General features: G+C 46.6%; 19 protein-coding genes. 16 read left to right on the top strand and 3 right to left on the bottom strand.

Annotated elements, in window-relative coordinates:
- The 5 genes from BW716_RS25920 to BW716_RS38670 are packed head-to-tail and all read left to right on the top strand — an operon-like array spanning position 1 to position 10,632.
- The gene (locus BW716_RS25920) at positions 1-4,347 is read left to right on the top strand and encodes a hypothetical protein (protein ID WP_083727571.1); all 4,347 of its coding nucleotides are present in this window, start codon (positions 1-3) and stop codon (positions 4,345-4,347) included.
- A 31-nt stretch (positions 4,348-4,378) separates the two neighbouring features.
- On the top strand, positions 4,379-6,211 hold the full coding sequence (locus BW716_RS25925) for an FISUMP domain-containing protein (protein WP_083727573.1): 1,833 nt from the start codon (positions 4,379-4,381) through the stop codon (positions 6,209-6,211).
- Positions 6,195-8,075, top strand: a complete 1,881-nt coding sequence (locus BW716_RS25930; protein ID WP_083727575.1) for a glycosyltransferase — start codon at positions 6,195-6,197, stop codon at positions 8,073-8,075. Before BW716_RS25925 ends, BW716_RS25930 begins: the two co-directional genes overlap by 17 nt.
- Positions 8,072-9,418 carry a hypothetical protein gene (locus tag BW716_RS38665; RefSeq protein WP_083727577.1) on the top strand — a complete coding sequence of 449 codons (1,347 nt, stop codon included), beginning with the start codon at positions 8,072-8,074 and terminating at the stop codon, positions 9,416-9,418. The genes BW716_RS25930 and BW716_RS38665 overlap by 4 nt, the downstream gene beginning before the upstream one ends.
- Complete coding sequence (locus BW716_RS38670) at positions 9,415-10,632, top strand: hypothetical protein (protein ID WP_083727579.1); 1,218 nt, start codon at positions 9,415-9,417, stop codon at positions 10,630-10,632. Before BW716_RS38665 ends, BW716_RS38670 begins: the two co-directional genes overlap by 4 nt.
- A 639-nt stretch (positions 10,633-11,271) precedes the next feature.
- On the opposite strand, the gene BW716_RS25945 is transcribed toward BW716_RS38670, so the two are convergent.
- Positions 11,272-12,273 (bottom strand): hypothetical protein, encoded by a 1,002-nt coding sequence (locus tag BW716_RS25945; RefSeq protein ID WP_143709039.1) that lies wholly within the window; start codon positions 12,271-12,273, stop codon positions 11,272-11,274.
- Between the two features lie 156 nt (positions 12,274-12,429).
- On the opposite strand from BW716_RS25945, the gene BW716_RS39080 reads away from it, so the two are divergent.
- Both BW716_RS39080 and BW716_RS25955 read left to right on the top strand, forming a co-directional pair.
- Complete coding sequence (locus BW716_RS39080) at positions 12,430-12,705, top strand: transposase (RefSeq protein WP_083727615.1); 276 nt, start codon at positions 12,430-12,432, stop codon at positions 12,703-12,705.
- A gap of 193 nt (positions 12,706-12,898) precedes the next feature.
- Positions 12,899-13,213 (top strand): hypothetical protein, encoded by a 315-nt coding sequence (locus BW716_RS25955; protein WP_083727583.1) that lies wholly within the window; start codon positions 12,899-12,901, stop codon positions 13,211-13,213.
- 16 nt (positions 13,214-13,229) lie between these two features.
- Here BW716_RS25955 and BW716_RS25960 read toward each other — a convergent pair whose 3' ends face one another.
- On the bottom strand, positions 13,230-13,694 hold the full coding sequence (locus BW716_RS25960; RefSeq protein ID WP_083727585.1) for an ATP/GTP-binding protein: 465 nt from the start codon (positions 13,692-13,694) through the stop codon (positions 13,230-13,232).
- A 302-nt stretch (positions 13,695-13,996) separates the two neighbouring features.
- Between BW716_RS25960 and BW716_RS25965 the strand changes: the two genes are divergently transcribed.
- The 9 genes from BW716_RS25965 (at position 13,997) to BW716_RS26005 (ending at position 23,755) form a co-directional block, all read left to right on the top strand.
- Positions 13,997-15,334, top strand: coding sequence for a sigma-54 dependent transcriptional regulator (locus BW716_RS25965; RefSeq protein WP_083727587.1), 1,338 nt, complete (start codon positions 13,997-13,999; stop codon positions 15,332-15,334).
- 158 nt (positions 15,335-15,492) lie between these two features.
- Positions 15,493-15,843, top strand: a complete 351-nt coding sequence (locus tag BW716_RS25970) for a hypothetical protein (protein WP_083727589.1) — start codon at positions 15,493-15,495, stop codon at positions 15,841-15,843.
- Positions 15,844-15,937: 94 nt separating this feature from the next.
- A complete protein-coding gene (kdpF, locus tag BW716_RS39085; protein ID WP_368677926.1) occupies positions 15,938-16,015 on the top strand; it encodes a K(+)-transporting ATPase subunit F in 78 nt (25 codons plus the stop codon).
- A gap of 13 nt (positions 16,016-16,028) precedes the next feature.
- On the top strand, positions 16,029-17,696 hold the full coding sequence (gene kdpA, locus BW716_RS25980) for a potassium-transporting ATPase subunit KdpA (RefSeq protein WP_235643950.1): 1,668 nt from the start codon (positions 16,029-16,031) through the stop codon (positions 17,694-17,696).
- 12 nt (positions 17,697-17,708) lie between these two features.
- Positions 17,709-19,724: a potassium-transporting ATPase subunit KdpB gene (kdpB, locus tag BW716_RS25985; protein WP_083727595.1), complete on the top strand. Its 2,016-nt coding sequence runs from the start codon at positions 17,709-17,711 to the stop codon at positions 19,722-19,724.
- Between the two features lie 11 nt (positions 19,725-19,735).
- Positions 19,736-20,290: a potassium-transporting ATPase subunit KdpC gene (kdpC, locus tag BW716_RS25990; protein WP_083727597.1), complete on the top strand. Its 555-nt coding sequence runs from the start codon at positions 19,736-19,738 to the stop codon at positions 20,288-20,290.
- Between the two features lie 8 nt (positions 20,291-20,298).
- Entirely contained in the window at positions 20,299-20,892 is a 594-nt protein-coding gene (locus tag BW716_RS25995; RefSeq protein ID WP_083727599.1) for an N-acetyltransferase, read from the top strand.
- A gap of 42 nt (positions 20,893-20,934) precedes the next feature.
- Positions 20,935-22,059: a histidine kinase gene (locus tag BW716_RS26000; protein ID WP_083727601.1), complete on the top strand. Its 1,125-nt coding sequence runs from the start codon at positions 20,935-20,937 to the stop codon at positions 22,057-22,059.
- 1 nt (position 22,060) lies between these two features.
- Positions 22,061-23,755 (top strand): ATP-binding protein, encoded by a 1,695-nt coding sequence (locus tag BW716_RS26005; RefSeq protein WP_083727603.1) that lies wholly within the window; start codon positions 22,061-22,063, stop codon positions 23,753-23,755.
- A 522-nt stretch (positions 23,756-24,277) separates the two neighbouring features.
- Here the strand turns inward: BW716_RS26005 and BW716_RS26010 are convergent.
- Complete coding sequence (locus BW716_RS26010; RefSeq protein WP_083727605.1) at positions 24,278-24,655, bottom strand: hypothetical protein; 378 nt, start codon at positions 24,653-24,655, stop codon at positions 24,278-24,280.
- Positions 24,656-24,960 lie beyond the last annotated feature (305 nt).

A 24,960-nucleotide genomic window follows, 5' to 3' on the forward strand; every position in this document is an offset into this window, starting at 1 on the left:
ATGAATGCAATCGTTCCGCTGAATATCGCCGCACTGCGCGTTAATCAGAATGATTATGATAAAGTAGCAGGTAATTTCCAGGGCAAGACCGCCCTGTTCGAAAAAATGCCCTGGGCCGACCCCGGTGACAGCTATACGAATATGGCAAGTACCGGCGATAAAATTTTTCAACCGCTGGGTTTAACCAGCAGCGGCGGTCCGCTAGTGAGCCCCACCAACTCGCTGGGCGCGGGTATTCATCTGCATTGGGAATTGCCCGATTATTTCAAAAAAGGACAGCAACTGCCCGGTAGCTCGAATATCTTATTCCCGCATGCCCCAAACCGTTGGCTGGTGACCCGCTATCTCAGCATCTATGACCAGTCGACCAACAGCTATGCCGCGCCAACGGCAAAAAGCTGGATCGTGGAGAGCGACTATATTACATCTGATAAACCTTCCGACGGGCGTCCCCATATTACCGTGCCCTTGCCCGTAAACCCCGCTTATCAGCAACAACCCTATATGTACATGGGCCGCGTGGTTGACCACAGCAGTTGGAACCCTTCCACCGAGCCGGCTTCCAGCTACCTGCCTTCGCAACAAGACACCGATGGCAATCCCTGTTATCTCACTTCAATTGGTTTTGTGGGACCTTATTTCAGTTCTTATTATCCCGAATGTTGCAGTGTGTTTGGTTTTTGGGATAATTTCAGCGATCTGCCCGATGTGCAATCGGCCATCAAAAGCAATAACCCCATCCAGTTCCGCGCTACCTACCAGGTGATCGGATGGCTGAACGATGTAAGCACCGACCCGCTCAACGATATCAGGGACCAGGTAACGGAGCAGTATAATGATTATGTGCAACGCTGCCTGGCAAACAATACAGTGCCTGAAATGACGCCGCTGGATTTCTTCAGCCAGATAACCGCACAAAACCTGAAGTGGACCTTTAACAATGGCGATCTTTCATACAGTGTAAATGACGAATACCAGATCACACAACTGAACCTGCCCACGCAAACACTTTGCGCCGGCACTATGCAGGAAGTAGTATGGAACATGACCAGCAATACAGGCAGTACCTATTTTCTTTCTTCGGGGCAAAGCAATATGTCGGTATGGAATGCCAATACCGAAATTGCCATCGGCAATTCAACAGAAGAAGCGCTTTCGGCACTTCTGAAGATCGATATGGGGCAGGATACCGACGACCCAAATGTACTTACGAATTACGAATACCTCCTCGATGCCCTGCAACTGGGTTTGCTGAACGATATTGAAAAAACGCCCAACAAACTCATTACACTCGAAGAAGCATTGCACAACAATGGGTTTGAAAATATTTCGGGTGGCTTCAACTGGCTGATCATAAATACAAAGCAGGGCACCAACGATGGCAGCACCGAAGACACAGAAATAACCCTGCCGCTTACCCTGGCCGAACAGTTGTACCTGCTGAACAGCGTGCAAAAGCAGTACGATATGGGACGCGGCGCGCTGAGCCTGCGCCGTAAACAACTGTTCATGGATTGGGTAAGGTACGTGAAAATGTTCCAGGGCGAAACCAGCGACAGCTATATACAGCAGGGCACAATGAATAATTTCATCTACACGTCCACCGCCGGTGAACTGAACGATGTGATCAGCTATGGCAACAGTGTAGGATTGCTGCAATATACCATCGATGAAGAAACCGGGCAGGTAAGTGGCATCATAGCACCTGGTTCGGGCGTAAGCACCAGCAGCCTGGCATATGCCGTATATAACAATTACCAAACGGTGCTGAATGCACTTGCCGACATCAACAAGCAGAATACAAATGCCATATGGACCCTGCAATGCGATATGGCCGATTATTTCCAGATGCCGGCAGAACCCGTGATCTTGATGGAAGGGGATATGATGGAACCGCCGCAGCGGAATGGCGATGGCGATACCACCTTTGTGCGGTTAAGCACCGAATTGCTTACTGAACTGCTCATCAACTACAATTCGAACAACTTCACTGTCAATGCAACGGCTGTTCCCGGCGTACCGGCTGTGAACACCAATATGCCTGCCGCCATACAAAGCGATGCGCAAACCCTTATCGGCGAAGCTTTTCTCACTACTCCCATGCTGGCTGGTCAGGTAGCATCGGCGCTTGCTTCGGCAGGCGGTAATGGCAACCCGGCAGTAGCATCGCCGGCAAATTGTACGCTTTCGCTGATGTATGCACAGGGAGGACTCAGTCCGCTCGACATTGCCCCCAATCCCGGTGGCGTTCCTACACCACCCGCCAACAGTTTATTTGCATTGATCAATAGTAGCACCTACCAACCCGGCACTGCGCTGGTCATTAATGTAACAGGTCCGCAGGCGCTGAGCGTAACCTGGACCAATGCCAACAACGACGGCTATTCATGTGGCAGCGTGGGCTGGAATACGCAAAACGCATTGCCTGAATTTGCTGCCAACCGTGTAGATCCTTTCATGCCGATCTTTATGATCTGGAATGTGAACCTGTCGCCTTTGCAATGGGTGCAGGACCACGGTAACCAGTTGTACGCCGCTACCAACATCACCGATTATTTCAACCTCGATGCCGATGGGGTTGACTATGTATACAAGATGAATGGTACGGCTCCGCTGCCTTTTACATCGCTCACTCCGGTAAGTTATGATGACGATGCTACCATGCGCTCGGGCGCTACCGGCGTACTCTCTTTCCAGATCACCAATTATATTAATAACAATCCAACCGACCTGGAAGACAATACGCTGAAGCAGATAGCCGCGTTGTACGATAACCGTAAGATCCTTTCGCAGTCCATGAGCGGTTTCAATAGCAACCTGGTACTTACTTCCTATGTGGCGCAGGTAGCAGTAGAAAACCTGGTTGCCGGGCGAATGGATAGTATTACGCCAAGGATAAATACAGCCGCCGGCGCTACGGCCAACGACAACTGGTACGATGATGCCTTCACCAACCTGGAACCCATCCCTACCGGTTTGCTGGCACAGGGAAATTTCGGTCCGCTGCGCGCCGGGTTTATGGACATCCTCAGCATCGAGATCGTTGATGCATTCGGACAGCGCATGGACCTGCAAACAGCAACCCGCAGTCCACAGGGCGGTCTTAGTTGCATTACATCCTATGCCATGACGCCCAACGAAAACGATAAGCAGAACCAGGGCCGCATTTACCTTTCGCCCCGTATTGTAACACCCACAAGGACCTGGTTCAAATGGTTGTCGGCAACGCATAATAACGAAGTGACGGGTGTAAGTAATGATTTCGTGGAAACGAACAGCCACCCTGCTACCGCGCCTATTTGCGGATGGGTAATGCCCAACCACCTCGATAACGATCTTTTCTTTTACGATATAGATGGTTCCGCCATTGGCACCTTTGGTGTTGAACATGGTCAGAACGTATACCGTACCCGTGCCGGTAATATTGCCAATGCCGGCACCAGCGAACAGCAGCTCGCTGTAGACATTGGCCAGCGTGGCACGCCTACCGTTAACCCGCATGTGGCTAATTTCATGTGGTTCCTGTTCAACCAGAGCGGCGCTTTTCTTGAAGACATGATGACGGCGATACAGGATTCGGAAACCTTTGTAAGCCCCTCCAATTATGCGCAGGACAATTCACTGGCAGTGCTCATCGGACGCCCGCTGGCAATTACGCGCGCCATTCTGGGACTTGAAACAATGGGCAACCTGCTGCCGCTGAACCAGGCGGATAACAATGCCCAGAGCCCCTTTCCGCAGGATGTGAACAACCAGCGCTACAGCTACCCCACCCGTATGCCCCATAGCAGCGCGAACCTGGGCAATGTACTTTTTCCTGTCCGCCTGGGTGACCTGGCGAACCTCGACGACGGGTTGGTAGCCTATGTGCTTGAAACAACTAATAGCAACCCGTACACTCAACAGCCTTTATACATGCCCGCTGCTAAAGCCTTCTGGAAAAATGGCGTAACGCTACCTACCGATACCACCATACAGGTTACGTTGAACCAGCAACCCATTGCCATTACCATGCTGGTAGACCCGCGTGCTGCGGTGCATGCTACCACTGGTGTACTGGCCGTAAGCGAATTGGTGATACCACCCGATCAGTATTCTGATATCATGAACAACCTGGCGGTGAACTTCACTACGCGCCCCATGCTGCAAATGGCGCAGGGCATGACCGTTCCCCTGCCGGCAGAAAGCGGGTATTCCTGGTCGTGGATAACGCCCGGCGCCGCCAATACCACAGCGCTTAAGGCCAACGTGATGAATGAAACCCCAGTGTACGGCTATTCGCCGCAGGTGCTGCAGGAAGGATGGTTGGTGCTGAGCCCCATACCACCGGAAAATAATCAACAGTAATGCTTTCATATAACATTAACTTATTAACAGCATGAGCACTTATGCCGTTTCTTCCGATCCTGTTTACTTTTCCATGGCCAATCCCGATGCCGGCAACCAGCCCCAGCTCTATGTAGAAGTTACCGCTACGCTGAATATTACCATTGTGAACAATACCGGCGCCGATATTACCCTGCAAGGCGGGAACGCCGATACGGCTTCGGGCATCGAGCTGTTCATGCCCAATTTTTTTACCGCCGATCAGAAAGCCGGAATGACCATCAACAATATATCGCAACCGGGCTGGAGCTTCAGCTATGATGCTCCGTACAAAGGGCTGCTGCTCGCGTATGGAAATACATCGGGCACCTGGGCAAAAGATACCAGCCTTACCTTTACCATCATCAATGTAACAGCCACTGCATCGCCGACCATTGGTGCAGTGAACGTGAATCTCAACAATCTCAATGGTCAGAATGTGCCTGCCGGTTTGCAATCGCAAAACCTGGCACTCAACAGCAGTGCGCCTCCACAGGCGGTAGACCTTACTACGGTGTTGAACCTTGGCCTCGACAACCAGGGCACCGTTTATGTTTCTGCAGCAAGCGACCCGCTGAGCAATACCATTTTCCTGAATATCAACAACACGGCGAATACGCCTTTATACAACGATACCAAACCCTGGACGGGCAATCCCACTGTTACTGTTTCTTTCGTGTATGGTAATACCGCGGGTGCCCTGGCGCCTGCCGATAATTCGGGGCAGGCCTGGGATATTGGCGTAACCCTGGTTACCAACCAGTCATGGGTTTTCAAAAACCCCACCAATACCGGGGATGGCAATACACCTGTATGGACCCTTTATCCCCAAAGCAGCAATACAGGCATTATCGGTACCGGCAACGAGGCCAACCTTACATTTGCCTTCAACAATATCAATTCGTTTACGCCAGCCGGTCATACGCAAATGATGGTAACGTTCAACAACTTTATGATGAACAGTACCACGGCATACAAACCGGTCACTTTCATACTCGATATTTCGAAACAGAACCCGCCTTCTACCCGTGGACTCTTCAACTTTTTTGGCACCAATGGCTCTATCATAGCCCTAACGGAACCTTCACAAACCATACAGATCCCCTTGCGCTGGGCGATGTTCTACGTAGATAATATCAAGCTCATTTGTAATATTCCCGGGGCACCCATGCTGCAAAAAAATTATTTCCTGCCCGACCAGTCGCCAAACATACAGCCGCTTGCCTATGATACCTATACATTGACGCTGCCCATACAGGTATCGCAGGAAACGCCCGTGTTCATTACACTGCAGGCTTTCGATAACAACAATAATTATCTCAACGCCCTGCAGTTTACCGTATTCATATCGGCCAGCTTTTTTGTTGATCCGAACGGACAGGTGTATCCAACAGTTTTCCTCAACAATCAAACCTGGCTGGCGGCCAATTACAATTATAATTCAGGCAATGGTTGTGTGGCCTATGACAACAACAGCAGCAACCGTAAGCAATATGGCATGCTGTATACCGAAGCGCAGGCGCAGACCAATACACCGGCCGGCTGGCGTATACCCAGCCAGGACGACTGGAATAATCTTTTCACTTCGCTTGGCGCCAATGCATTTGCCGCATTGATCAACGGCGGCAGCAGCGGCTTTAATGCACAGGCGGGCGGCATGGGCGATAATCTCGGCAATTTCAACAGCCTCCTGGCTACAGGTTATTACTGGACCTCCACCGCCAACAACCAGCAGCCGGGAAATAATTTCGACACCGCTTTCTTCCTGACGCAAAAATCGGTGAACGCCAAAAATTCTATAGACAGAACCTATTTTCTTTCCGTTCGATATGTCAAGAATACCTGATCCCTCCATCTGCCTTTGTATGATGGTAAAGAACGAAGCGCATATCATCCGGCGCGCATTGGAATCGGCACTGCCGTATATAGACTATTGGGTGATTTGCGATACCGGTTCAACCGATGATACGCCTGCCGTCATTGCCAATGTGATGCAGGACAAACCCGGTCAACTATATCATACCACCTGGAAAAACTTCGGGCGCAACCGCAGTGAAGTACTTGAACGGGCGCGTAGCCATGCCGATTACCTGTTGATCATGGATGCCGATATGACGCTGAATGTGAAAGCGCCTTTCAGGCAAAAACTGCAGCACGATTTTTACGAGATCCGTTACGAAGGCAGTCTCGATTACTCGCAACCCATGCTCATCAGCAGCCGTCACCAATGGCGTTACATCGGTGTTACCCACGAATACCTTCATGCAGAAACTGCCACGGAATGGGCTTTTTTGCCCGAAATAAGTCTTACCCATTATGGCGATGGCGGTTGCCGTTCGGATAAATTCGGGCGCGATGTGCAATTGCTTACCGAAGCGCTGCAAACCGAGCCGCACAATGAACGGTATATGTTTTACCTGGCGCAGTCGTACAGCGACCTGGAGTTGTACGAACAGGCATTGTACTGGTATGAAAAAAGAATTGAAAAAGAAGGCTGGGATGAAGAACGCTGGTATGCCCGTTTGCAGCGTGCCGACATGCTGCGTTTGCTGGGACGCGCATGGACGGACGTACAGGCTGCCTACATGGCGGCCTTCGATGCAAGACCCTGGCGCCTTGAAACATTACATGCCATGGCCCGTTATTATCGCGAAAATCACCAGTACTTGCAGGGATACTGTATGGCATCTATGGCTTTACAGGACCCGCCTTACCCGGCAAATGATAAACTATTCATCGATAAACCGGTATATGATTACCAGTTGCTGTTCGAGTTCATGGTCTGCGCCATTGCCTGTGGCCGGGTATCGGAAGCCATTATAGCCGCCAACCGTTTGCTATGGCAGAACGATTTACCGCAAGGCATATACGAATACACCATACACGCGCGCAAAATGGCTTTTGAACTGATCCACGGCAAAGGCCGTGACATGGATGAAACGCGCAACCGGCTGGTGGTGATCGTACCATTTCACAATCCGGGCCGTTTCCTGGGTGAATGTGTAAGCAGTATGCTGATGCAGGATTACCCGAATGCACAGGTGATATTTATAGATGATGCTTCTACCGACGCCAGTGCGCATTTTGAACCACCGCAAGCGCTCGATGCAGTGCTGTTGCGCAATCAACAAAAAATGGGATCTGCATACAATATATACCAGGCCATCACAACCTGGTGCCGCCCGGATGATATTGTGGTTTGCCTCGATGGCGATGACCAGTTGGCCTGCCACAATGCGCTTTCCATCATCAATGAACAATATGTTCGTTACGATTGCTGGATCATGTACGGTCAATATATGGATGCCGACGGATGCCTGGGCGTTTCAGCACCCTATGCCTCACCAAAAGATTTTGCCACCCTGCGACAGGGCTGGCGTGTATCGCATATCCGGACTTTCCGTGCCGGACTTTTTATGGCTATTGCCGACCAGGACCCGGACTACAATTGTCTTAAAAACAGCGAAGGCGAATGGTTACAATCGGCAACAGACACCGCCATCATGTTCCCTCTTATGGAGATGGCCGGCTTTTACCGCGTTATTTTCAACGAAACTATTTTATACCGGTACAATAACCGGAACCCCGTGAGTCATCATTTCGTGAACCGGCCTGCACAACTGCACAATTTTGAATGGGTATGCAGCATGCGCCCCTTTGCGCGTGTGGCCGGGTATTATCCTTCAACTATTTTAACCGATGTATTATGATCGCTAACGTTAAAACCCAATCGACTACCGCACTTTCTGAAAGATCGATACAGGAATTCCTGCACAAGGCATCGCTCATCGGGCACGACCATGAACCATTACTCAGCGGTGAAGAGATCACCACATATTTCCATTTGCATGATTTTAACATTGCACGCCAGGTGCTGAGCAATGCCACGGATGAACAGCACCGCCTGCGCCTGCCTACATTTTATAGTGCCGCACATGAACTGCGCACCAAGCTGGGACAGGGTAAGCACGACCGGGGCGAAGCCGTATTATTTGCCGGTGCGCCCATATCAGAAAAAGATGCCAAAGGGATCAACCGGCATTTCCCGTTGTGTTTGAAAGGCATTTCGGTGCTGCACAAAGTAGTTCCCAAAGGAGAAACCTGGGACCTGACCATGCCGCAGGAAATATGGAACCTGGGCGAAATGGAAGAATTGTACACCATTGTAAATATCGGCACCCTTGTGCTGGAAGAAGGCGCCAAAGTAGTAATACGCGGCAATGTGTTCTCCTTGCTTTGCCAGCGGTTCATTACACTGGGCAATGCCGGTGCTGATATAGATTACCAGGTGGGCATAATGCCTACACCTTTTTCGGTTGATTTCGGGCACGGTCCGCAAAACGGCATCCATGGCGAAAATGGCTCGGGCGGTTTGCATGGCCGTGATGGTATACAGGGTATTGCTGAAGCAAGTATTCTTGGACGTTGGATACCCGAACAGCCATTGAACGAATTGCACGGCGCCGATGCAACCGATGCCGAAAACGGCACCGACGGCGGTAAAGGGCGTAATGGCGGTATGTGCAAGCTGGCTGAGATCACCATTCGTGAGCTCGAAGGACGGCTGCATCTTTTTTCACAGGCCGGTGCCGGTGGTGCAGGTGGTGACGGCAGTGATGGAGGCCATGGCGGTAATGGTGGCAACGGCGCACCCGGGTTGGATGGTTTCAATATGAAAGTGCCTGCCGGCAACGGTGGCAATGCCGGCAACGGCGGTAACGGTGGCCGTGGCGGTAATGCCGGTCATGGTGGTATTTCTTCCAATATTTATCTCAATGTGCCGGAAGAAGCGGTTGGTCATGTACGTATGACGGCTTTCTGCTCGGTGGGTGGTATTGGCGGTAAAGGCGGCAAAGCCGGATTGGGCGGCAAAGGCGGAACCGTTGTGCCGATGACCGATGCCACGCTCAACGGTGTGCCCGGTACCAACGGACATCATGGAATACCAGGTAAGAACGGGCTCCATGGCCGGGGGCGACATGCAGCAGTATGCTATCTCAACGATCATAAGTATCATTCATCATTTTCTTTACCTAAACACTACACATTATGAAATTGAGTTTTAAAGAAAGGGCTGAGCGATTGGGGCATTCCCTCGAATTGCTTGAAAAGGGAATACCCGTTACCACCTTCATTACGGTCAAGGACGTTGACCAGTTGAAAGAGATCACGAATTTATTCATCGACCGGGAAAACAATCCCAACATCGGCGCCCAGCTTTTCGGCAATGTTCCATTAACGGATGTACAGAACGACCGTACGGCGGCAGGTACCCTTCGCCGTGTGAATGAATTTATTTATGGCGATGCTGAATTGCATCCTGCCGACCGGGAACGGATCAAGGGCGCCTTCCCGATGCAGATACAGGCTACTTCTGAATCCAATTACACGCCTACTGGGCCTAAGACGTTCAATAGCCCGGTAATACCCTTGACATTCAACTATGGCACCGTAACGCTGAACCAGGGTGTTTATATCAATTTCTACAACACGGTGGTCAATGGTTTTACCATGGATACCTTGGTGCGCAATGGGGACAACGGCAATTCCGAAATCGGCGACTTCAATATTTTCGGCGCCACCGGCGCCACCGGCACCAACGGCAGCAAAGGCGCCACCGGCACCAACGGCAGTAAAGGCAGCAAAGGCACCTGTACAGTATCGGGTTCAGAACCCGGCGACAAAGGCGGTAATGGCGGAAATGGTACAGCAGGCGCTACAGGCGGTGCCGGCAACCCCGGTGGTCCCGGATTGGCAAGCTGCCAGGCGATATTTACCATCAACAATGCAATCACCACCAGTACGGGCAAGCCAGTAGTTTTCTTCACCCGTTCTGGTACAGGTGGATCGGGTGGTAACGGAGGCACGGGCGGCAATGGCGGTAACGGTGGCAAAGGCGGTAATGGCGCCAATTGCGAATGTACCGGCACCAAAGGTGGTAATGGTGGTAACGGCGGCTCCGGTGGTTCAGGTGGCCGTGGAGGTGATGCAGGGAATGGGGTGAACTGTGCAGGGGATATCACAGTTATGATACCCAGCGCTATGGCAAGCATGGTAACCAAAGGCAGCGCCACTGCGCCTCCGGGTAATTTCGGACAGGGCGGCGCTCCCGGTGGTGGTGGCGCGAAAGGTACTGGCGGTGATGGCGGTAAAGGTCATGGCGACGGTACCAATGGTACCAAGGGCGCTACGGGTTCACAGGGCAATCCAGGTTCAGCCAGCCAGGTAAGCGGTACGCCGGCTACGATCACGATCAATGTTTCGTAGTATTGAAAGATTGTAATTCAAATATTAAAAAGGCGTCTCAGAAGTAATAGGCGCCTTTTTCCTGTTTTATGAGATGTATAGGGTGTAATAGAATTTAGAGAAGATTTCTTAGTTGAAGAGTTTTGGGAAGATATTTTTAAAAAGTCCGAAGTGATTATTATCTTTTTTAAGCAGCTTTCTTCCTTATGATAATAATTCAATCGAAATCTACTTCAATATACACGGCCAATCAGGGGAAACAGATAAACTTTAGTGGTATGGTTCTTAGCCATAGTGTCCAAGAAGATAAATCATGAAATTCAATTCCAGCCCTTCAATAAACAAAAATGCACGAATGATTATCCTAAATGAGTATTAAGGCTTTTTCTAAAACATAAGCTCATTATTAGTATGATAGGTAATTAGCTAAAAACGAATCGATCAATTAGTTTGGATTTATCAGAAACAAACTATGAGACCGAAGTACACATTATTGACCGATTCGCAATGGAGAAGTATAGAAAAATTATTAACAGACAAAAGAAAGCGCAAATTTATGTATAGAACTCATTTCACAAATAGGCATTGGTGGTTGATAATCAATACTTAAATGGTAATTATGAAATGAGTTCTAATATTAATCAGTTTGGTGGGAAGTAATTATTTTCCGGTTTTCAATTCATCAATCTCATGTTGTTGTTTTTGCAGGCGTTTTTCCAGATCGATGATATAGAGTGTCAGCTCTTCTATTTTCTGCATTTGCAATTTCTGCATTTCACCTACGTCAAGCCCTTCAGCAGCAATTTGCTTTTCAGAAGGAATATCAGGTAGTTTATTATTAGCTTTGATATGTGCTTCTACATCTTTTAATGCAGGAAGTTTATAGTCTGGTGAAAATACATAGTCAGCCCATGATTGCGTTACTTTTAATTTGGTAGCGCCTATTGTTCCATTTACAGCCAGTTTATAATTCGCCGGCACGGAGGTAAAACCAATCGCCAGGCCGCCGCTATTTAAATAAGAATCGCCATTGGGGCTTACATAAGCAGTCGTCACATGCGAAGTGCTGTTGTACAACCTTAAAACACCGCTGGATTCTATAATCGCCCTGGGATAGGTATTATTTCTATCTCCAAAGAAAAGTCCGCCATCAGCGAATAAGGCGATATTGTTGACATCAGAATACAATGCGCCATAGGTGTTCAGATAAAGGAAGTTGCCGCTGAGCCTGATATTCCCGGTAACGTCAAGTGGTACGGTTGGACTGGAATTATTGACACCTACATTTCCGGCGGATGTCATAAAGATACCTTTGGTAGAGGAGTTATTTGACGCAGCAGTTTGTATCGCAAAAGTGTTGCTGTTGCGGAGGAAACCCATACCTGCGGTAATAGATCCGGCTCTGACAAAGGAAAGGTGAAAGGCATTATCCCCCTGATCAGCCAATCTTGATATCTGTACTTTACCGTAAGCACCGGCATCATACCATTCGCCAAAATGGACTTGTTCTGAAAAGCGGGAAATGCCGCCTACGTTCAAGGGGAAGGCAGAGTTAACGTTACCGCCTACCCCGATGTAGTTGGTGCGGAGGGTGTCGTAGCTTGTTTGGGCGAACATATGTAGATTGGCTCCAAGGCATAGGAAAAGAAATAATTTCTTCATAAATAATTCCGTTTATTAAGGAACAATGTTTAAAAATAAAACTGCGGGAAATTAGCTAAAAACGAATCGATCAATTAGTTTGGATTTATCAAAAATAAACTATGAGACCGAAGTACACATTATTGACCGATTCGCAATGGAAAAGTATAGAAAAAAATATTACCCGACAAAAGAAAATGTAAATATTTTCTTCAAACCATATTTAATGCTATTCTATGGATTTGCAGAACGGGTTGTCAATGGCGCAACCTAAGCAACGAATTCCATTACTGGCAGATAGTTTACTATTACTTTAACAAGTGGAAGAAGAATGGATTCTTTGACGATGTCACGAAGAAGGTTGTACGAAAGGAACGAATGAGGCAGGGCCGAAATTATGCTCCTTCTGCAGCAGCCATTGATAACCAGAGTATAAAAAAAGTCCATTCATAAATATTGAAACTGGCATTGATGTCGGAAAACATATTAATGGCCGGAAAAGACACCTGCCAGTTGAAATGGTATTCGAAGAGCTTATTCCCCTGGCAACATGCACAGCACGGCAAATTGCCATTCACCACCTTCCCTAACCAGAAGCGGCTACACTGCTGCCTGGTTTCGTGTGGAATTACATAATTTTAACACTATGAAAACAACCCTCACATTACCCAATAACTTCATGATATTTTCCAATGAACCAATCATATCCAGATTTAACTATAAAATTAATTACCATATAGCAAAGTTAATAAAAGGCCGGCATGAATATGCCCTGTACCTTGCACCCCATTTCGTAGGGATAGTATGGTTCGACGATACCCTTGGCTATTGGGTAGCTGAAGTATTTCTGCATCATACTGAATACCGCGGCTCCTACCTCGCTGAAACACTGGTAGAATTAGCAGATGAGATAGACGCTGCTTACAGAGATGATGAGCCAAGAACATATTATAATCATTGAGCAAGCTGTCGCCACCCTATCCCGCCTGGTATATATTACTTCGTCTCATCTTGAATTTATGCCAGTTTAAGTCATTTAAATTCCCTAAGAATGGAATAGCTCCATACCTTCCACTTAAATATCCTTTTCTTATATCAATGGTATTATGCTCTTTAAAGTCACTAAGTGAGTATAAGCTGGTGGCCCCAATAATGTTCTTTTCAGCAAACCAAATTTCATCAGGCCTAAAAATTTCCTGATCTAAAAGATTTGATTCATGGGTAGTAAAAATCAGTTGTCCTTGCGTTAATTCATCTCCAGAAAATTTACTTATCAATTTTTTAACTATGAGAGGGTGTATGCTCCTTTCAATTTCATCGATTATAAAGGTTGAAGATGAATTCACAATACTATTTAATACTGGTAAGTATTCCAATAATCTTTTAGTACCATCCGATTCTTCGCTGAAGTTGAATTCAAACTTTTCTTCCTTCTCCCCCATGTGCTCAAATACCAATCTTTTCTATTTGGTGACCATGTCCAAAATCACAAACAATAAAAACTGCTATTCCATTCGTTGCAAATAAAACTCGAACCTAATCCGGTCAGGATAATAACAGTTTGCTGTAAATGTTCGCATGCCTTCTCAAATAACGCCTGCCAGAACCTGTACCCGCGCAAAATGCTTTTCATACTAATAAATGAATATGCGTTGAACTGGCTTGTGCTTCTAATAGTCTATAATTACATTGACAAATCTATTACTAACCAATAAACCTTAATTTTGCCCCACAAATAAACTATATGGCAGGAACGATACTCATAATCGACGATGAAGAGAAGTTACGCAGCCTGATGAAACGCCTCATCACATTGGAAGGTTACAACGTACTGGAAACCGGTAATATCAAATCAGCACAAAAGTTACTCGATAAAGAAGAAATTGATGTCGTGCTCTGCGATGTAAAACTACCCGACGGCAGTGGCGTAGATTACGTAAAGACCATTAAAGAAAAATATCCTTCTGTTGAAGTCATCCTCCTCACTGCCTATGGCAACATCCCCGACGGCGTGCAGGCTATTAAAAACGGGGCTTTCGACTACCTCACCAAAGGAGATGACAATAACCGTATCATCCCTTTGCTGAACCGTGCCCATGAAAAAGTGTTGCTGCAAAAACGTATCGAAAAACTGGAAAAACAGGTAGGACAGAAATATAGCTTTGAAAGTATCCTTGGTAATTCCCGCCCCATCTCCGATGCCATCGCTCAGGCCAGCAAAGTAGCCCCTTCCGATACGACCGTATTATTATTAGGTGAAACCGGCACGGGTAAAGAAGTCTTTGCCCAGGCTATTCACAATAATAGCAGGCGCGCCGGCAAACCCTTTGTAGCCCTGAACTGTAGCGCCTTCAGCAGGGAATTATTGGAAAGTGAACTGTTCGGTTATAAAGCCGGGGCTTTTACCAATGCCACCCGTGATAAAAAAGGATTGATTGAAGAAGCGAATAACGGCACCATCTTCCTGGATGAACTGGGTGAAATGCCGCTGGACTTACAGGCCAAACTACTCCGCGTATTAGAAACCGGGGAGTTTATAAAAGTAGGCGATACCAAACCTACCAAAGTAAATGTACGCATCATTGCAGCGACAAACCGGGATCTGAAGACAGAAGCTGAGAAAGGGCTTTTCAGGGAAGATCTATATTATAGACTGAATGTATTCGCAATTACCTTACCTCCTTTAAGAGAAAGAAAAAAAGATATTCCCGCTCTGGCGGAATACTTCATCCAGCTCGCTGCCAATCGCAATAACCGAAAGCCATTTACTATGTCGCCGGCATTTGTAGAGAAACTGCAATTGCATGAATGGAAAGGGAATATACGTGAGTTGAAAAATGTATTGGAACGGGCGGTGATACTCGCTGATGGGGATGAATTGAAAGTAGAGCATTTACCTTTTGACCTGCAGATAGCAGATAAGTCCTCAAATATACTGTCTGCATTTGATCTCGCAAGTGTAGAAAAGTTACATATCATTAAGGTGTTGCATCATACTAAAAACAATAAAACAGAAGCAGCAAAGCTATTAAACATAGGGCTTGCTACGCTGTATAGAAAGATTGAAGAGTATAAACTCTAGCCGGCCGCAGGCCCCTCCAAATTGATAAAACCCTCTCAAAATGAGAGGGTTTTATTATTTCACTTATTTTACATTCATATTGTAAATCAACCACTTAAATTAGAAAAAACACCCCGGCACACCAATTGGCCTCACTCCCCATATAAAAATCATTTTTTATGAACCAATATGAAGCCGCTGCCGAAATCGCAGATGAAATCCCTTCCATCCAAAAAGAAATAGTCAAAGCCCCCGTATTCGGCTCTGCCTATCTCTGTATCAAAGTATTGGCTAATTATACCCTGAAAATGATCCAGGACCATGAAATCAGAGAAGTACAACACTCCATGCTCCTGGCCGAAAAAATCTACAACAAAGGTAATCAGCTGGTAAAAACAGCCATCGAAAACGTATTCATCTACAGCTTCAGCGCCATGAAAATGGTTTGTTCCCGCCAGGAATGGCAGGAAATACAAAGCAAGATGCCCGTTAACATCTTCTCTATTTATATCCAACAATTACACGCTTAAACATATGCTCACATTCATCTACCTGCTCATCTTAGCAGCCTGTTTTTACATCTTTTATAAATCTATTGACTTCTTCGAAAACATTTAAGCTATGATGACATTACTTCTGATCATATCCGTCCTCGTATTCATCTACCTGGTGTATGTGCTCTTAAAACCTGAAAAATTCTAAAATGAACAGCGAAATGACAGGCGTCTTAGCCACTTTTTTAATCACCTTACTGATTGCTTTCCCCCTCGGAAAGTACATTGCCAAAGTGTTCAGCGGGGCGCCCACCTTTACCGACTTTCTCCATCCTTTTGAAAGATTCCTCTACCGCATCTGCGGCATCGATCCAAATAAGGAAATGAACTGGAAACAGCACATGGTGGCTTTATTAACCATCAACCTGGTCTGGCTCATCTATGCCTTCTTCGTACTCCTGTTCCAGTCTCACCTTCCCCTCAACCCGGATGGTAATGCGAGCATGACTCCCGATCTGGCCTTTAATACCAGTATCAGTTTTCTCGTCAACTGTAACCTGCAACACTATTCCGGCGAATCCGGATTAACTTACCTGACACAGCTCCTCGTCATCACCTTCCTGCAATTTTTATCTGCAGCAACCGGTGTGGCAGCGGTAGCGGTGCTTTTTAAGGCGTTTGCAGGCAAAACGACTGAGAAGCTGGGTAACTTCTTCGTTTTCTTTATTAAGACGATCACGCGCCTGTTATTGCCGTTAGCTGTGATCATGGCTATCATCCTCGCCTTTAGCGGTACGCCTGCTTCCTTCGATGGCAAGGATACCATTACCACCCTGCAGGGTGATACGGTACAGGTATCCCGTGGCCCGGCTGCCGGCATGATCGCGATCAAACACTTAGGTACTAACGGTGGTGGCTGGTTCGGCGCTAACTCCGCCCACCCGCTGGAAAATCCCAGCTACTTCACCAATATGGTGGAAGCCATCGCTCAATGTATACTTCCAATGGCTTTGGTGTTTGCCTTTGGGTTCTTCATCAATCGCCGGAAACTCGGTTATGCCATCTTCGGTGTGATGACCATTGGTATGCTCACATTGATGATCCCCAATATGCTCTCCGAACTGGGTGGTAATCCTGCCCTTGCAAAAATCGGGTTGCATGATCACAGTGCCATGGAAGGCAAGGAAGTCCGCTTCGGCGTAGCAGCTTCTGCTTACTGGCAGGTGATGACGACCATCATCTCTACCGGTTCGGTGAACTCTATGCACGATAGTTCTATGCCGCTTTCCGGCGCCATGCAACTACTCGGTATGATGATCAACTGCTTTTATGGCGGTAAAGGTGTGGGCCTGCTCAACTACTTTATCTTCCTCATCATCGCCGTGTTTATATCCGGTCTCATGGTAGGCAGAACCCCTGAATTCATGGGGCGAAAAGTAGAAGCAAAGGAAATGAAGATCGCTGCGATCATTGCCCTCTTCCATCCATTCCTTGTACTCGTGAGTACTGCTATCGCGGCTTATCATCCGCAGGCGGGATGGTTGAATAATCCCGGTCACCATGGTTTTTCAGAGATGTTGTATGAATATACTTCTGCCTCCGCCAACAATGGTTCCGGTTTTGAAGGGCTGGGTGACAATAATATCTTCTGGAATATCAGCACGGGTCTGGTGATGTTGTTAGGTCGTTTCCTTCCAATCATTGGTCCGGTAGCGATCGCAGGTATCCTGGCCGGCAAGAAATATACACCTGAATCAGCAGGTACGCTGCAAACGGATACGGCTACTTTCGGTATCATGACGTATGCTGTGATTATGATCGTAGCTGCACTGGCTTTCTTCCCGGCTTTGACACTGGGACCTATTGCTGAATTCTTTCAACTTTATTAAATAGTATCTGTCATGTCTAATTATAAATTTGCCGGCGCACTGAAACAGGCTTTCGTGAAGCTGTCTCCAAAGATCATGTTCCGCAACCCGGTCATGTTCACCGTTGAGATAGGTACTGCTATCATGCTGGCTGTGACCATATATACCTACTTTACCGGCGATCGCTCACAGGGGGCGCCCGGATATAATCTTACGGTCTTTATCATCCTGTTTTTAACCCTACTCTTTGCCAACTTTGCAGAAGCTATCGCCGAAGCAAGGGGAAAAGCGCAGGCGGAAAGTCTGCGTAAAACAAGAGAAGAAACCCCCGCCAAAAAAATACTGGCAGTCGGTGAAATCTTTATGGACGAAGTGAAAATAGTTCCTTCCTCCCAACTGCGCAAAGGTGATATCTTTATTTGTGAAGCCGGAGATATGATTCCTATGGATGGTGAGATCATTCAGGGTCTAGCCACCATAGATGAATCTGCCATCACAGGTGAATCTGCGCCGGTGATCCGCGAATCAGGCGGAGATAAAAGCTCTGTAACCGGTGGTACCAAAGTACTGAGTGATAAAATTAAAGTGAAGGTAACCACGGATCCCGGGGAAAGTTTCCTGGACAAAATGATCGCCCTTGTAGAAGGCGCCAGCCGGCAGAAGACGCCGAATGAGATCGCCCTTACGATCCTGCTGGCTAGCTTTACACTGGTTTTCATTATTGTATGTGTGACACTGAAACCTTTTGGTGACTTCTCACATACGCCGATCACCATTGCTGCATTTGTCTCTCTCTTTGTGTGTCTTATTCCTACTACTATCGGTGGCTTACTAAGTGCTATTGGTATAGCAGGTATGGACCGCGCCCTGAGAGCGAATGTGATCACAAAAAGTGGTAAAGCCGTGGAAACCGCTGGTGACCTGGATACGCTCTTGCTCGATAAGACAGGTACTATTACTATCGGTAATAGAAAAGCGACTCATTTCTGGCCTGCTTTTGCTATCGGTAAAAAAGAATTTTTCGAAGCTTGCGTATTGGCTTCTTTAGCAGATGAAACACCTGAAGGTAAATCGATCATTGAATTAGCTGCGGAGAAAGGTATCAAAGCCAGCAGTTTACAGTCGACCGGTGCTACGTTTATTCCATTTACAGCCGAGACACGTTGTAGTGGTGTGAATGTAGGTCACCTGCGTATTCGTAAAGGGGCGTATGATGCGATTCGCAAACTTGCAAATTCATTTCCTGCTGAAACAGAGGAGAAAGTAAAAGAGATCTCTTCCAATGGTGGTACGCCACTGGTGGTGAGTCAGAATGAACAGGTAATGGGTGTGATCGAATTGCAGGATATTATCAAACCCGGTATCCGTGAGCGTTTTGAACGTTTGCGCCGGATGGGTGTAAAGACGGTAATGGTGACAGGCGATAACCCACTTACGGCTAAATTCATTGCAGAGAAAGCAGGTGTGGACGACTTCATTGCCGAAGCAAAGCCGGAAGATAAAATGATTTACATCCGTCGTGAACAGGAAGGTGGTAAGCTCGTGGCGATGATGGGTGATGGTACAAACGATGCGCCTGCACTGGCACAGGCGGATGTAGGTGTGGCGATGAACAGTGGCACACAGGCGGCAAAAGAAGCAGGGAATATGGTGGACCTGGACAACGACCCTACCAAACTCATTGAGATCGTAGAGATCGGTAAACAGTTGCTCATGACCCGTGGTACATTGACTACGTTCTCTATTGCCAACGACGTGGCTAAATATTTCGCCATTGTGCCGGCGCTGTTCGTGACAGCTATACCCGCATTACAGGGACTGAATATTATGCACCTGAAAAGTCCGGAGAGTGCGATCCTCTCTGCTGTGATCTTCAATGCGCTTATCATACCGGCATTGATACCACTGGCACTGAAAGGTGTCGCTTATAAGCCAATTGGGGCAAGTGCGTTGTTGCGCAGAAACCTGTTTATATATGGTCTGGGTGGTGTAATCATCCCCTTTATCGGTATCAAACTGATAGACCTGTTCCTGTCAATCTTTATGTAAAATTTGAAATTATGAAAAAGTATCTCTTGCCATCTATAAAACTCACCCTAATACTGATCTTAGTTTTAGGTGTAGCCTATCCACTGTTGATTGCAGGTGTCGCACACTTTGCTAATGGACAGGGCAAAGGACGCACAATAACTGTCGATGGTAAAGTAGTAGGTTACGAAAATATAGGACAGAAATTTACTGAAGATAAATATTTTCAGGGTCGTCCTTCTGCTGTAGATTACAATGCAGCAGGCTCCGGTGGTTCAAACAAAGCAGCGAGCAATCCTGATTATATCAAAACAGTACAGGAGCGTATCGATACCTTTATGGCACATAATCCCGGTACTGCAATGGCAGACATTCCAAGTGAATTAGTTACTGCATCCGGGAGCGGTCTGGATCCGGACATCTCTCCCGCTGCTGCGGACATACAGGTAATCAGAATTGCTGCTACCCGTCATATAGACGTCAGTGTATTGCACCAATTAATCGCCAACCACACAGATAAATCGTGGTTAGGCCCGGATAAAATTAATGTCTTAAAACTCAATATCGCGCTGGACGCGTTAAAATAATTTGCACAATGGAACACGACCGGATAATCGTCAGAAAGGCGACTCTTTCTGACATTAAATATGCTGCCACAATTACGGATGAAATGGAAGCTTCGGCAAAAGCCAGGGGGACCGGAATAGGAAAGAGACCTGTATCTACTATTATTGACAAGATCAGGCAGGGAAAGGCAGTAATAGCGGTGACGGCTGATAAAGTTTGGGTAGGATTTTCTTATATTGAAATATGGGGGCATGGGGAGTATGTGTCCAATTCTGGTTTGATAGTGAACCCTGCCTTTCGTAATATGGGGGTCGCTTCCAGGATTAAGAAAAGAATCTTCCGGTTATCGGGGGAACTGTATCCTGCAGCAAAGGTATTCAGTATTACGAGTGGGTTGACGATAATGAAAATGAATACCAAACTGGGATTTGAGCCTGTTACATTTAGTGAGATCACGAAGGATGAGAATTTCTGGGCAGGGTGTAAGGGTTGTGTCAATTATGACATTTTACAGAAAAAGGATTTTAAGCATTGCATATGTACAGCGATGTTGTATACGCCGGAAGAACATGCGGGATTGCGGGTAGGCGTGCGTGCAGGGGAACAGGTGGTGGTTCAATAAAAAATTCCTTTTCAGGATAAAAACAAAACAGCCTTTCTTTTCATGACTGAAAAAGAAAATAATGTCCAACATTTCCTCGACCTGATCCGTCAGTCCAGAAGAGGAAAATTTAAAGTCTACATCGGCATGAGTGCCGGTGTAGGCAAAACCTATCGTATGCTTACAGAGGCAAGGACCCTCCTGCGGAACGGTGTCAACATCCAGATCGCATACATCGAAACACATAACAGGCCAGAAACCCACTCCTTACTGGAGGGGTTGCCTGTTATACCCCGCCGCCAGCTATTTTACAAAGGCAAGATGCTGGACGAACTGGATATGCAGGCGGTATTGAACCTGCACCCGGAAGTAGTGGTGATCGATGAACTGGCGCACTCTAACATAGAAGGTAGCAAGAATGAAAAACGCTGGCAGGATGTGATGGAGATACTCGATGCGGGGATCAATGTGATCAGCGCGGTGAATATACAGCATATAGAAAGCCTGCAGGCTTCAGTAAAGAATATTACGGGGATTGATGTATCGGAACGGATTCCTGACAACGTTTTAATGCAGGCAGATGAAGTGGTCAATATTGACCTCACAGCCGATGAGCTCATCACCCGTTTAAAGGAAGGGAAAATTTATACCCCGGATAAGATTGCGGTAGCCATGAAGAACTTCTTCCAGCCGGAAAAGATCTTACAACTCCGTGAGCTGGCATTGAAAGAAGTAGCTTCGCAGGTGGAGCATAAAATTGAGACTGCTCTTCCACGCACAGCACACCTACGCAGTGAACGCTTTCTGGCCTGCATCAGCAGTAATCATGCTATAGCCCGCAAGGTGATCCGCAAAACGGCCAGACTGGCGGCGTACTACCAAAGCCGGTTCTATGTGTTGTATGTACAAACGCCAAAGGAGAATATGGACAGGATCGAGCTGGCCTCTCAGCGCCATCTGATCAATAATTTCAAACTGGCAATGGAACTGGGAGGAGAAGTACTGAAAGTAAAAAGTAGTAATATTGCCAAAACGATCATGACCACAGCCGAAGAAAAGAACATTACCACTATTTGTATGGGCAAACCTCATTTGAATGTATTGGGGATGGTGTTGAATACGGCTGTATTTTCCCAGTTGCTGGGGAAGTTGTCAGAATCGGATATTGATATTATAATTCTGTCATAAGATGCGCCTGAAAACGAAATTAAGTATAGGCATTGGTTTTTTATTTACGGCCATCCTTGTATCCGGATTGCTGGGTATCTTCTCTATCAATCTGATGAAGAAAGATGCACATCTTGTATTGAAAGATAACTACGAGACGCTGGTGTATAGCAATAATATGTTGCAGACACTCGAGGAGTTTCATACGCATCCTGCCAGTATTCAAACCTTTGAGCAAAACCTGGCTAAACAGGAAGCGAATATCACAGAGCCCGGTGAGGGTGCGGCGACAGGCGCTGTGCGGGCGCTTTTTGAGCAGTTAAAAAAATCACCATCAAATGACTCACTGCAACAATTATTAAGAGAGAAAATATACCTGATCAATACCGCCAATCAACAGGCTATCTTTGCGAAGAACAATATTGCGATGTCTAATGCAAAGCGGTTTAGTAACTGGCTGGTGCTTATCTTTTCTTTACTTTCATTGATTGCATTTACACTGGCGGTGAACTTCCCGGGTATTATCAGTGAGCCTATCAATGCATTATCAGAAGGGATCAAATCTATTGTCAATAAAGACTATTCGCGCAGGATACATTTGAATCAGCATGATGAATTCGGAGAGCTGGCACAGGCTTTCAATACGATGGCGGAAAAGCTGAATGAATATGAACATAGTAATCTTGCTAAAATTAAATTTGAAAAATCCCGTATTGATACGATCATCAACCAGATGAATGATGGTATTATCGGGATAGATGATACCCGGCATATTCTATTTGCAAATCGCGTAGCAGAGAAGTTGTTAGGGTTGAAAGAAATGGAGATAGCTGGTAAGTATGCCCCGGATGTGGCGTTGCAGAATGATCTGATGCGCAGTTTATTGCAGGAGAATAATAAGGAGAAGGAATTGAAGATCTTTGCGGATAATAAAGAGAGTTATTTCCATCTTGATGTGATCAATGTAGATAATAATGAGCGGGTGATCGGGCAGGTGATTGTGTTACGGAATATCACGCCTTTCCATGAGTTGAATGAGGCAAAGACGAACTTTATTGCGACCATTTCTCATGAGTTAAAGACACCTATTGCCAGTATAAAAATGAGTGCGCAGTTATTGGCGGATCATCGGGTGGGTACGGTAAATAAAGAGCAGGATGAGTTGATCAGGAGTATTACGGATGATTCAGACAGATTGTTAAAGATCACCAGTGAGTTGCTGAATATGAGTCAGGTAGAAACGGGGCATATACAGTTGAAGATAGCGCCTGTGAGTCCGGAGATTATTATTGAAAATGCGACGAGTACAGTGAGTTTTTTAGCACAGCAGAAGAATATCAGGGTGCGGGTGGAAGAAGCTGGTACTTCATGTAAGATGCTGACGGATCCGGAGAAGACGGCGTGGGTGTTGACGAATTTTTTGACGAATGCGGTGAAGTATTCACCGGAGGATGATGAGATTGTGTTGACGACGACTATTCATCATAATAATATTTCTTTTACGGTGGAGGATCATGGGAGGGGGATAGATGAGAAGTATTTGCCGAAGATTTTTGATAGGTATTTTAAAGTGCCTGGTACGCCCGAGAAAGCGGGGACAGGGTTAGGGTTGTCGATATCGAGGGAGTTTATAGAGGCACAGGGGGGAAAGATATGGGTGAATAGTAAGTTGGGGGAAGGGGCGACGTTTGGGTTTAGTTTGCCGATAGTGGTGTAGCGGGTGGATGTGGTGAAGAGGTGGAAGTGGTAGAGCAGGTGGCTGTGGTGAAGAGGGATGGCCATGGTGGTTTAAAAGGGGTTCATTGTCTTGTAGCGGGTTGTCCATGGTCGTGTAGAAGGTCTTCATGGTGGTGTAGAAGGTACAGACAACCACTACTATTACTGCCATTCCAGTTAATGTAATAGCAGCAGTTGTCTGAAGTGATTTTATAATCTTGCGTATACGCGAACAATTGGTCTTGGTCTGACGATTACGACGCTGGGTGGAGGTGGTGGGACTGGTCTTGCGACCACCACGAATCTTGCAGGTGGAGGTGGAGGAACTGGCCTTGCGACTACCACAACTCTTGCGGGTGGTGGAGCGGCTACGACTACTCTATGTACTGGTCTTACAACAACTACCTGCGCGGTTGTGCCTACGGCGCAAAACAAACCCAAAACAGAACAAATCAATATCTTTTTCATGGAAATCAGGTTTTTATTTTATTCTTACTAAAGGCTAAAGTGCCTGAGCTGATCGTTAGCTCTTACTATTTTTATAATTCTCTCTCATTTCCTCTCTTCTCGCTTTCTTATTTTCCTGAAATTTCTTAAACTGATCGTCAGACAATACTGGTTTCAGCGCGGCATCCCTTTCCTGATCTGCAGTCTTGAATTTCTGTAATTTGGCCAGTTTGCCACCGTTGTCCTGCTTAATCCCTGCCAGTTTGGTCAGAAACTGCGCATTGATATCATACACTTTTTTGTACTGATCATCATTCAGAGAAAGATGTACCTGCATGGTATCAGTGATTGCTTTCGCAGCCTGGTCCTTCTTAGTTCCATCCTGTGCAAATGCACCCTGGCACATTCCCAAAAACAATACAAAAATTGTAATTAATCCTATTTTGTTTTTCATGTTTTAGATTTATAGCAAATAGACAGAAATTTACCCAATAGGAGCTTTTTTTCTCCGGTGAAGCGGACAAATTCAAGGGTGAAGTAGTGTATATTTGGAGATCTTACTAAAAGCAGGTATGGGGGAACAAGTCCCCGGTGAAGTATTGTACATTTGGGAACCTTATTAATGCGTTAGTTATGAGGGTAATAGTTACCGGTAATAGCGAACAAGTCCCGGGTGAAGTTGACCATTTGATAACCTTGTTAATACTGTAATTATGAAAGTAATAGTTACCGGTAATAGCGAACAAGTCCCGGGTGAAG

The organism is [Flexibacter] sp. ATCC 35208, from assembly GCF_001975825.1.
In the GTDB taxonomy this organism is placed as follows: domain Bacteria; phylum Bacteroidota; class Bacteroidia; order Chitinophagales; family Chitinophagaceae; genus Chitinophaga.

Excerpts from the sequence above, each read along its gene's own strand:
- BW716_RS25995 (WP_083727599.1), top strand. The coding sequence starts at position 20,299 with ATGGAACACGACCGGATAATCGTCAGAAAGGCGACTCTTTCTGACATT.
- BW716_RS38665 (WP_083727577.1), top strand. The coding sequence starts at position 8,072 with ATGATCGCTAACGTTAAAACCCAATCGACTACCGCACTTTCTGAAAGA.
- kdpB (WP_083727595.1), top strand. The coding sequence starts at position 17,709 with ATGTCTAATTATAAATTTGCCGGCGCACTGAAACAGGCTTTCGTGAAG.
- BW716_RS38670 (WP_083727579.1), top strand. The coding sequence starts at position 9,415 with ATGAAATTGAGTTTTAAAGAAAGGGCTGAGCGATTGGGGCATTCCCTC.
- BW716_RS25945 (WP_143709039.1), bottom strand. The coding sequence starts at position 12,273 with ATGAAGAAATTATTTCTTTTCCTATGCCTTGGAGCCAATCTACATATG.
- BW716_RS25925 (WP_083727573.1), top strand. The coding sequence starts at position 4,379 with ATGAGCACTTATGCCGTTTCTTCCGATCCTGTTTACTTTTCCATGGCC.
- BW716_RS25970 (WP_083727589.1), top strand. The coding sequence starts at position 15,493 with ATGAACCAATATGAAGCCGCTGCCGAAATCGCAGATGAAATCCCTTCC.
- kdpF (WP_368677926.1), top strand. The coding sequence starts at position 15,938 with ATGACATTACTTCTGATCATATCCGTCCTCGTATTCATCTACCTGGTG.
- BW716_RS25920 (WP_083727571.1), top strand. The coding sequence starts at position 1 with ATGAATGCAATCGTTCCGCTGAATATCGCCGCACTGCGCGTTAATCAG.
- BW716_RS25955 (WP_083727583.1), top strand. The coding sequence starts at position 12,899 with ATGAAAACAACCCTCACATTACCCAATAACTTCATGATATTTTCCAAT.
- BW716_RS25930 (WP_083727575.1), top strand. The coding sequence starts at position 6,195 with ATGTCAAGAATACCTGATCCCTCCATCTGCCTTTGTATGATGGTAAAG.
- BW716_RS26005 (WP_083727603.1), top strand. The coding sequence starts at position 22,061 with ATGCGCCTGAAAACGAAATTAAGTATAGGCATTGGTTTTTTATTTACG.
- BW716_RS25965 (WP_083727587.1), top strand. The coding sequence starts at position 13,997 with ATGGCAGGAACGATACTCATAATCGACGATGAAGAGAAGTTACGCAGC.
- kdpA (WP_235643950.1), top strand. The coding sequence starts at position 16,029 with ATGACAGGCGTCTTAGCCACTTTTTTAATCACCTTACTGATTGCTTTC.
- BW716_RS26000 (WP_083727601.1), top strand. The coding sequence starts at position 20,935 with ATGACTGAAAAAGAAAATAATGTCCAACATTTCCTCGACCTGATCCGT.
- BW716_RS25960 (WP_083727585.1), bottom strand. The coding sequence starts at position 13,694 with ATGGGGGAGAAGGAAGAAAAGTTTGAATTCAACTTCAGCGAAGAATCG.
- BW716_RS26010 (WP_083727605.1), bottom strand. The coding sequence starts at position 24,655 with ATGAAAAACAAAATAGGATTAATTACAATTTTTGTATTGTTTTTGGGA.
- kdpC (WP_083727597.1), top strand. The coding sequence starts at position 19,736 with ATGAAAAAGTATCTCTTGCCATCTATAAAACTCACCCTAATACTGATC.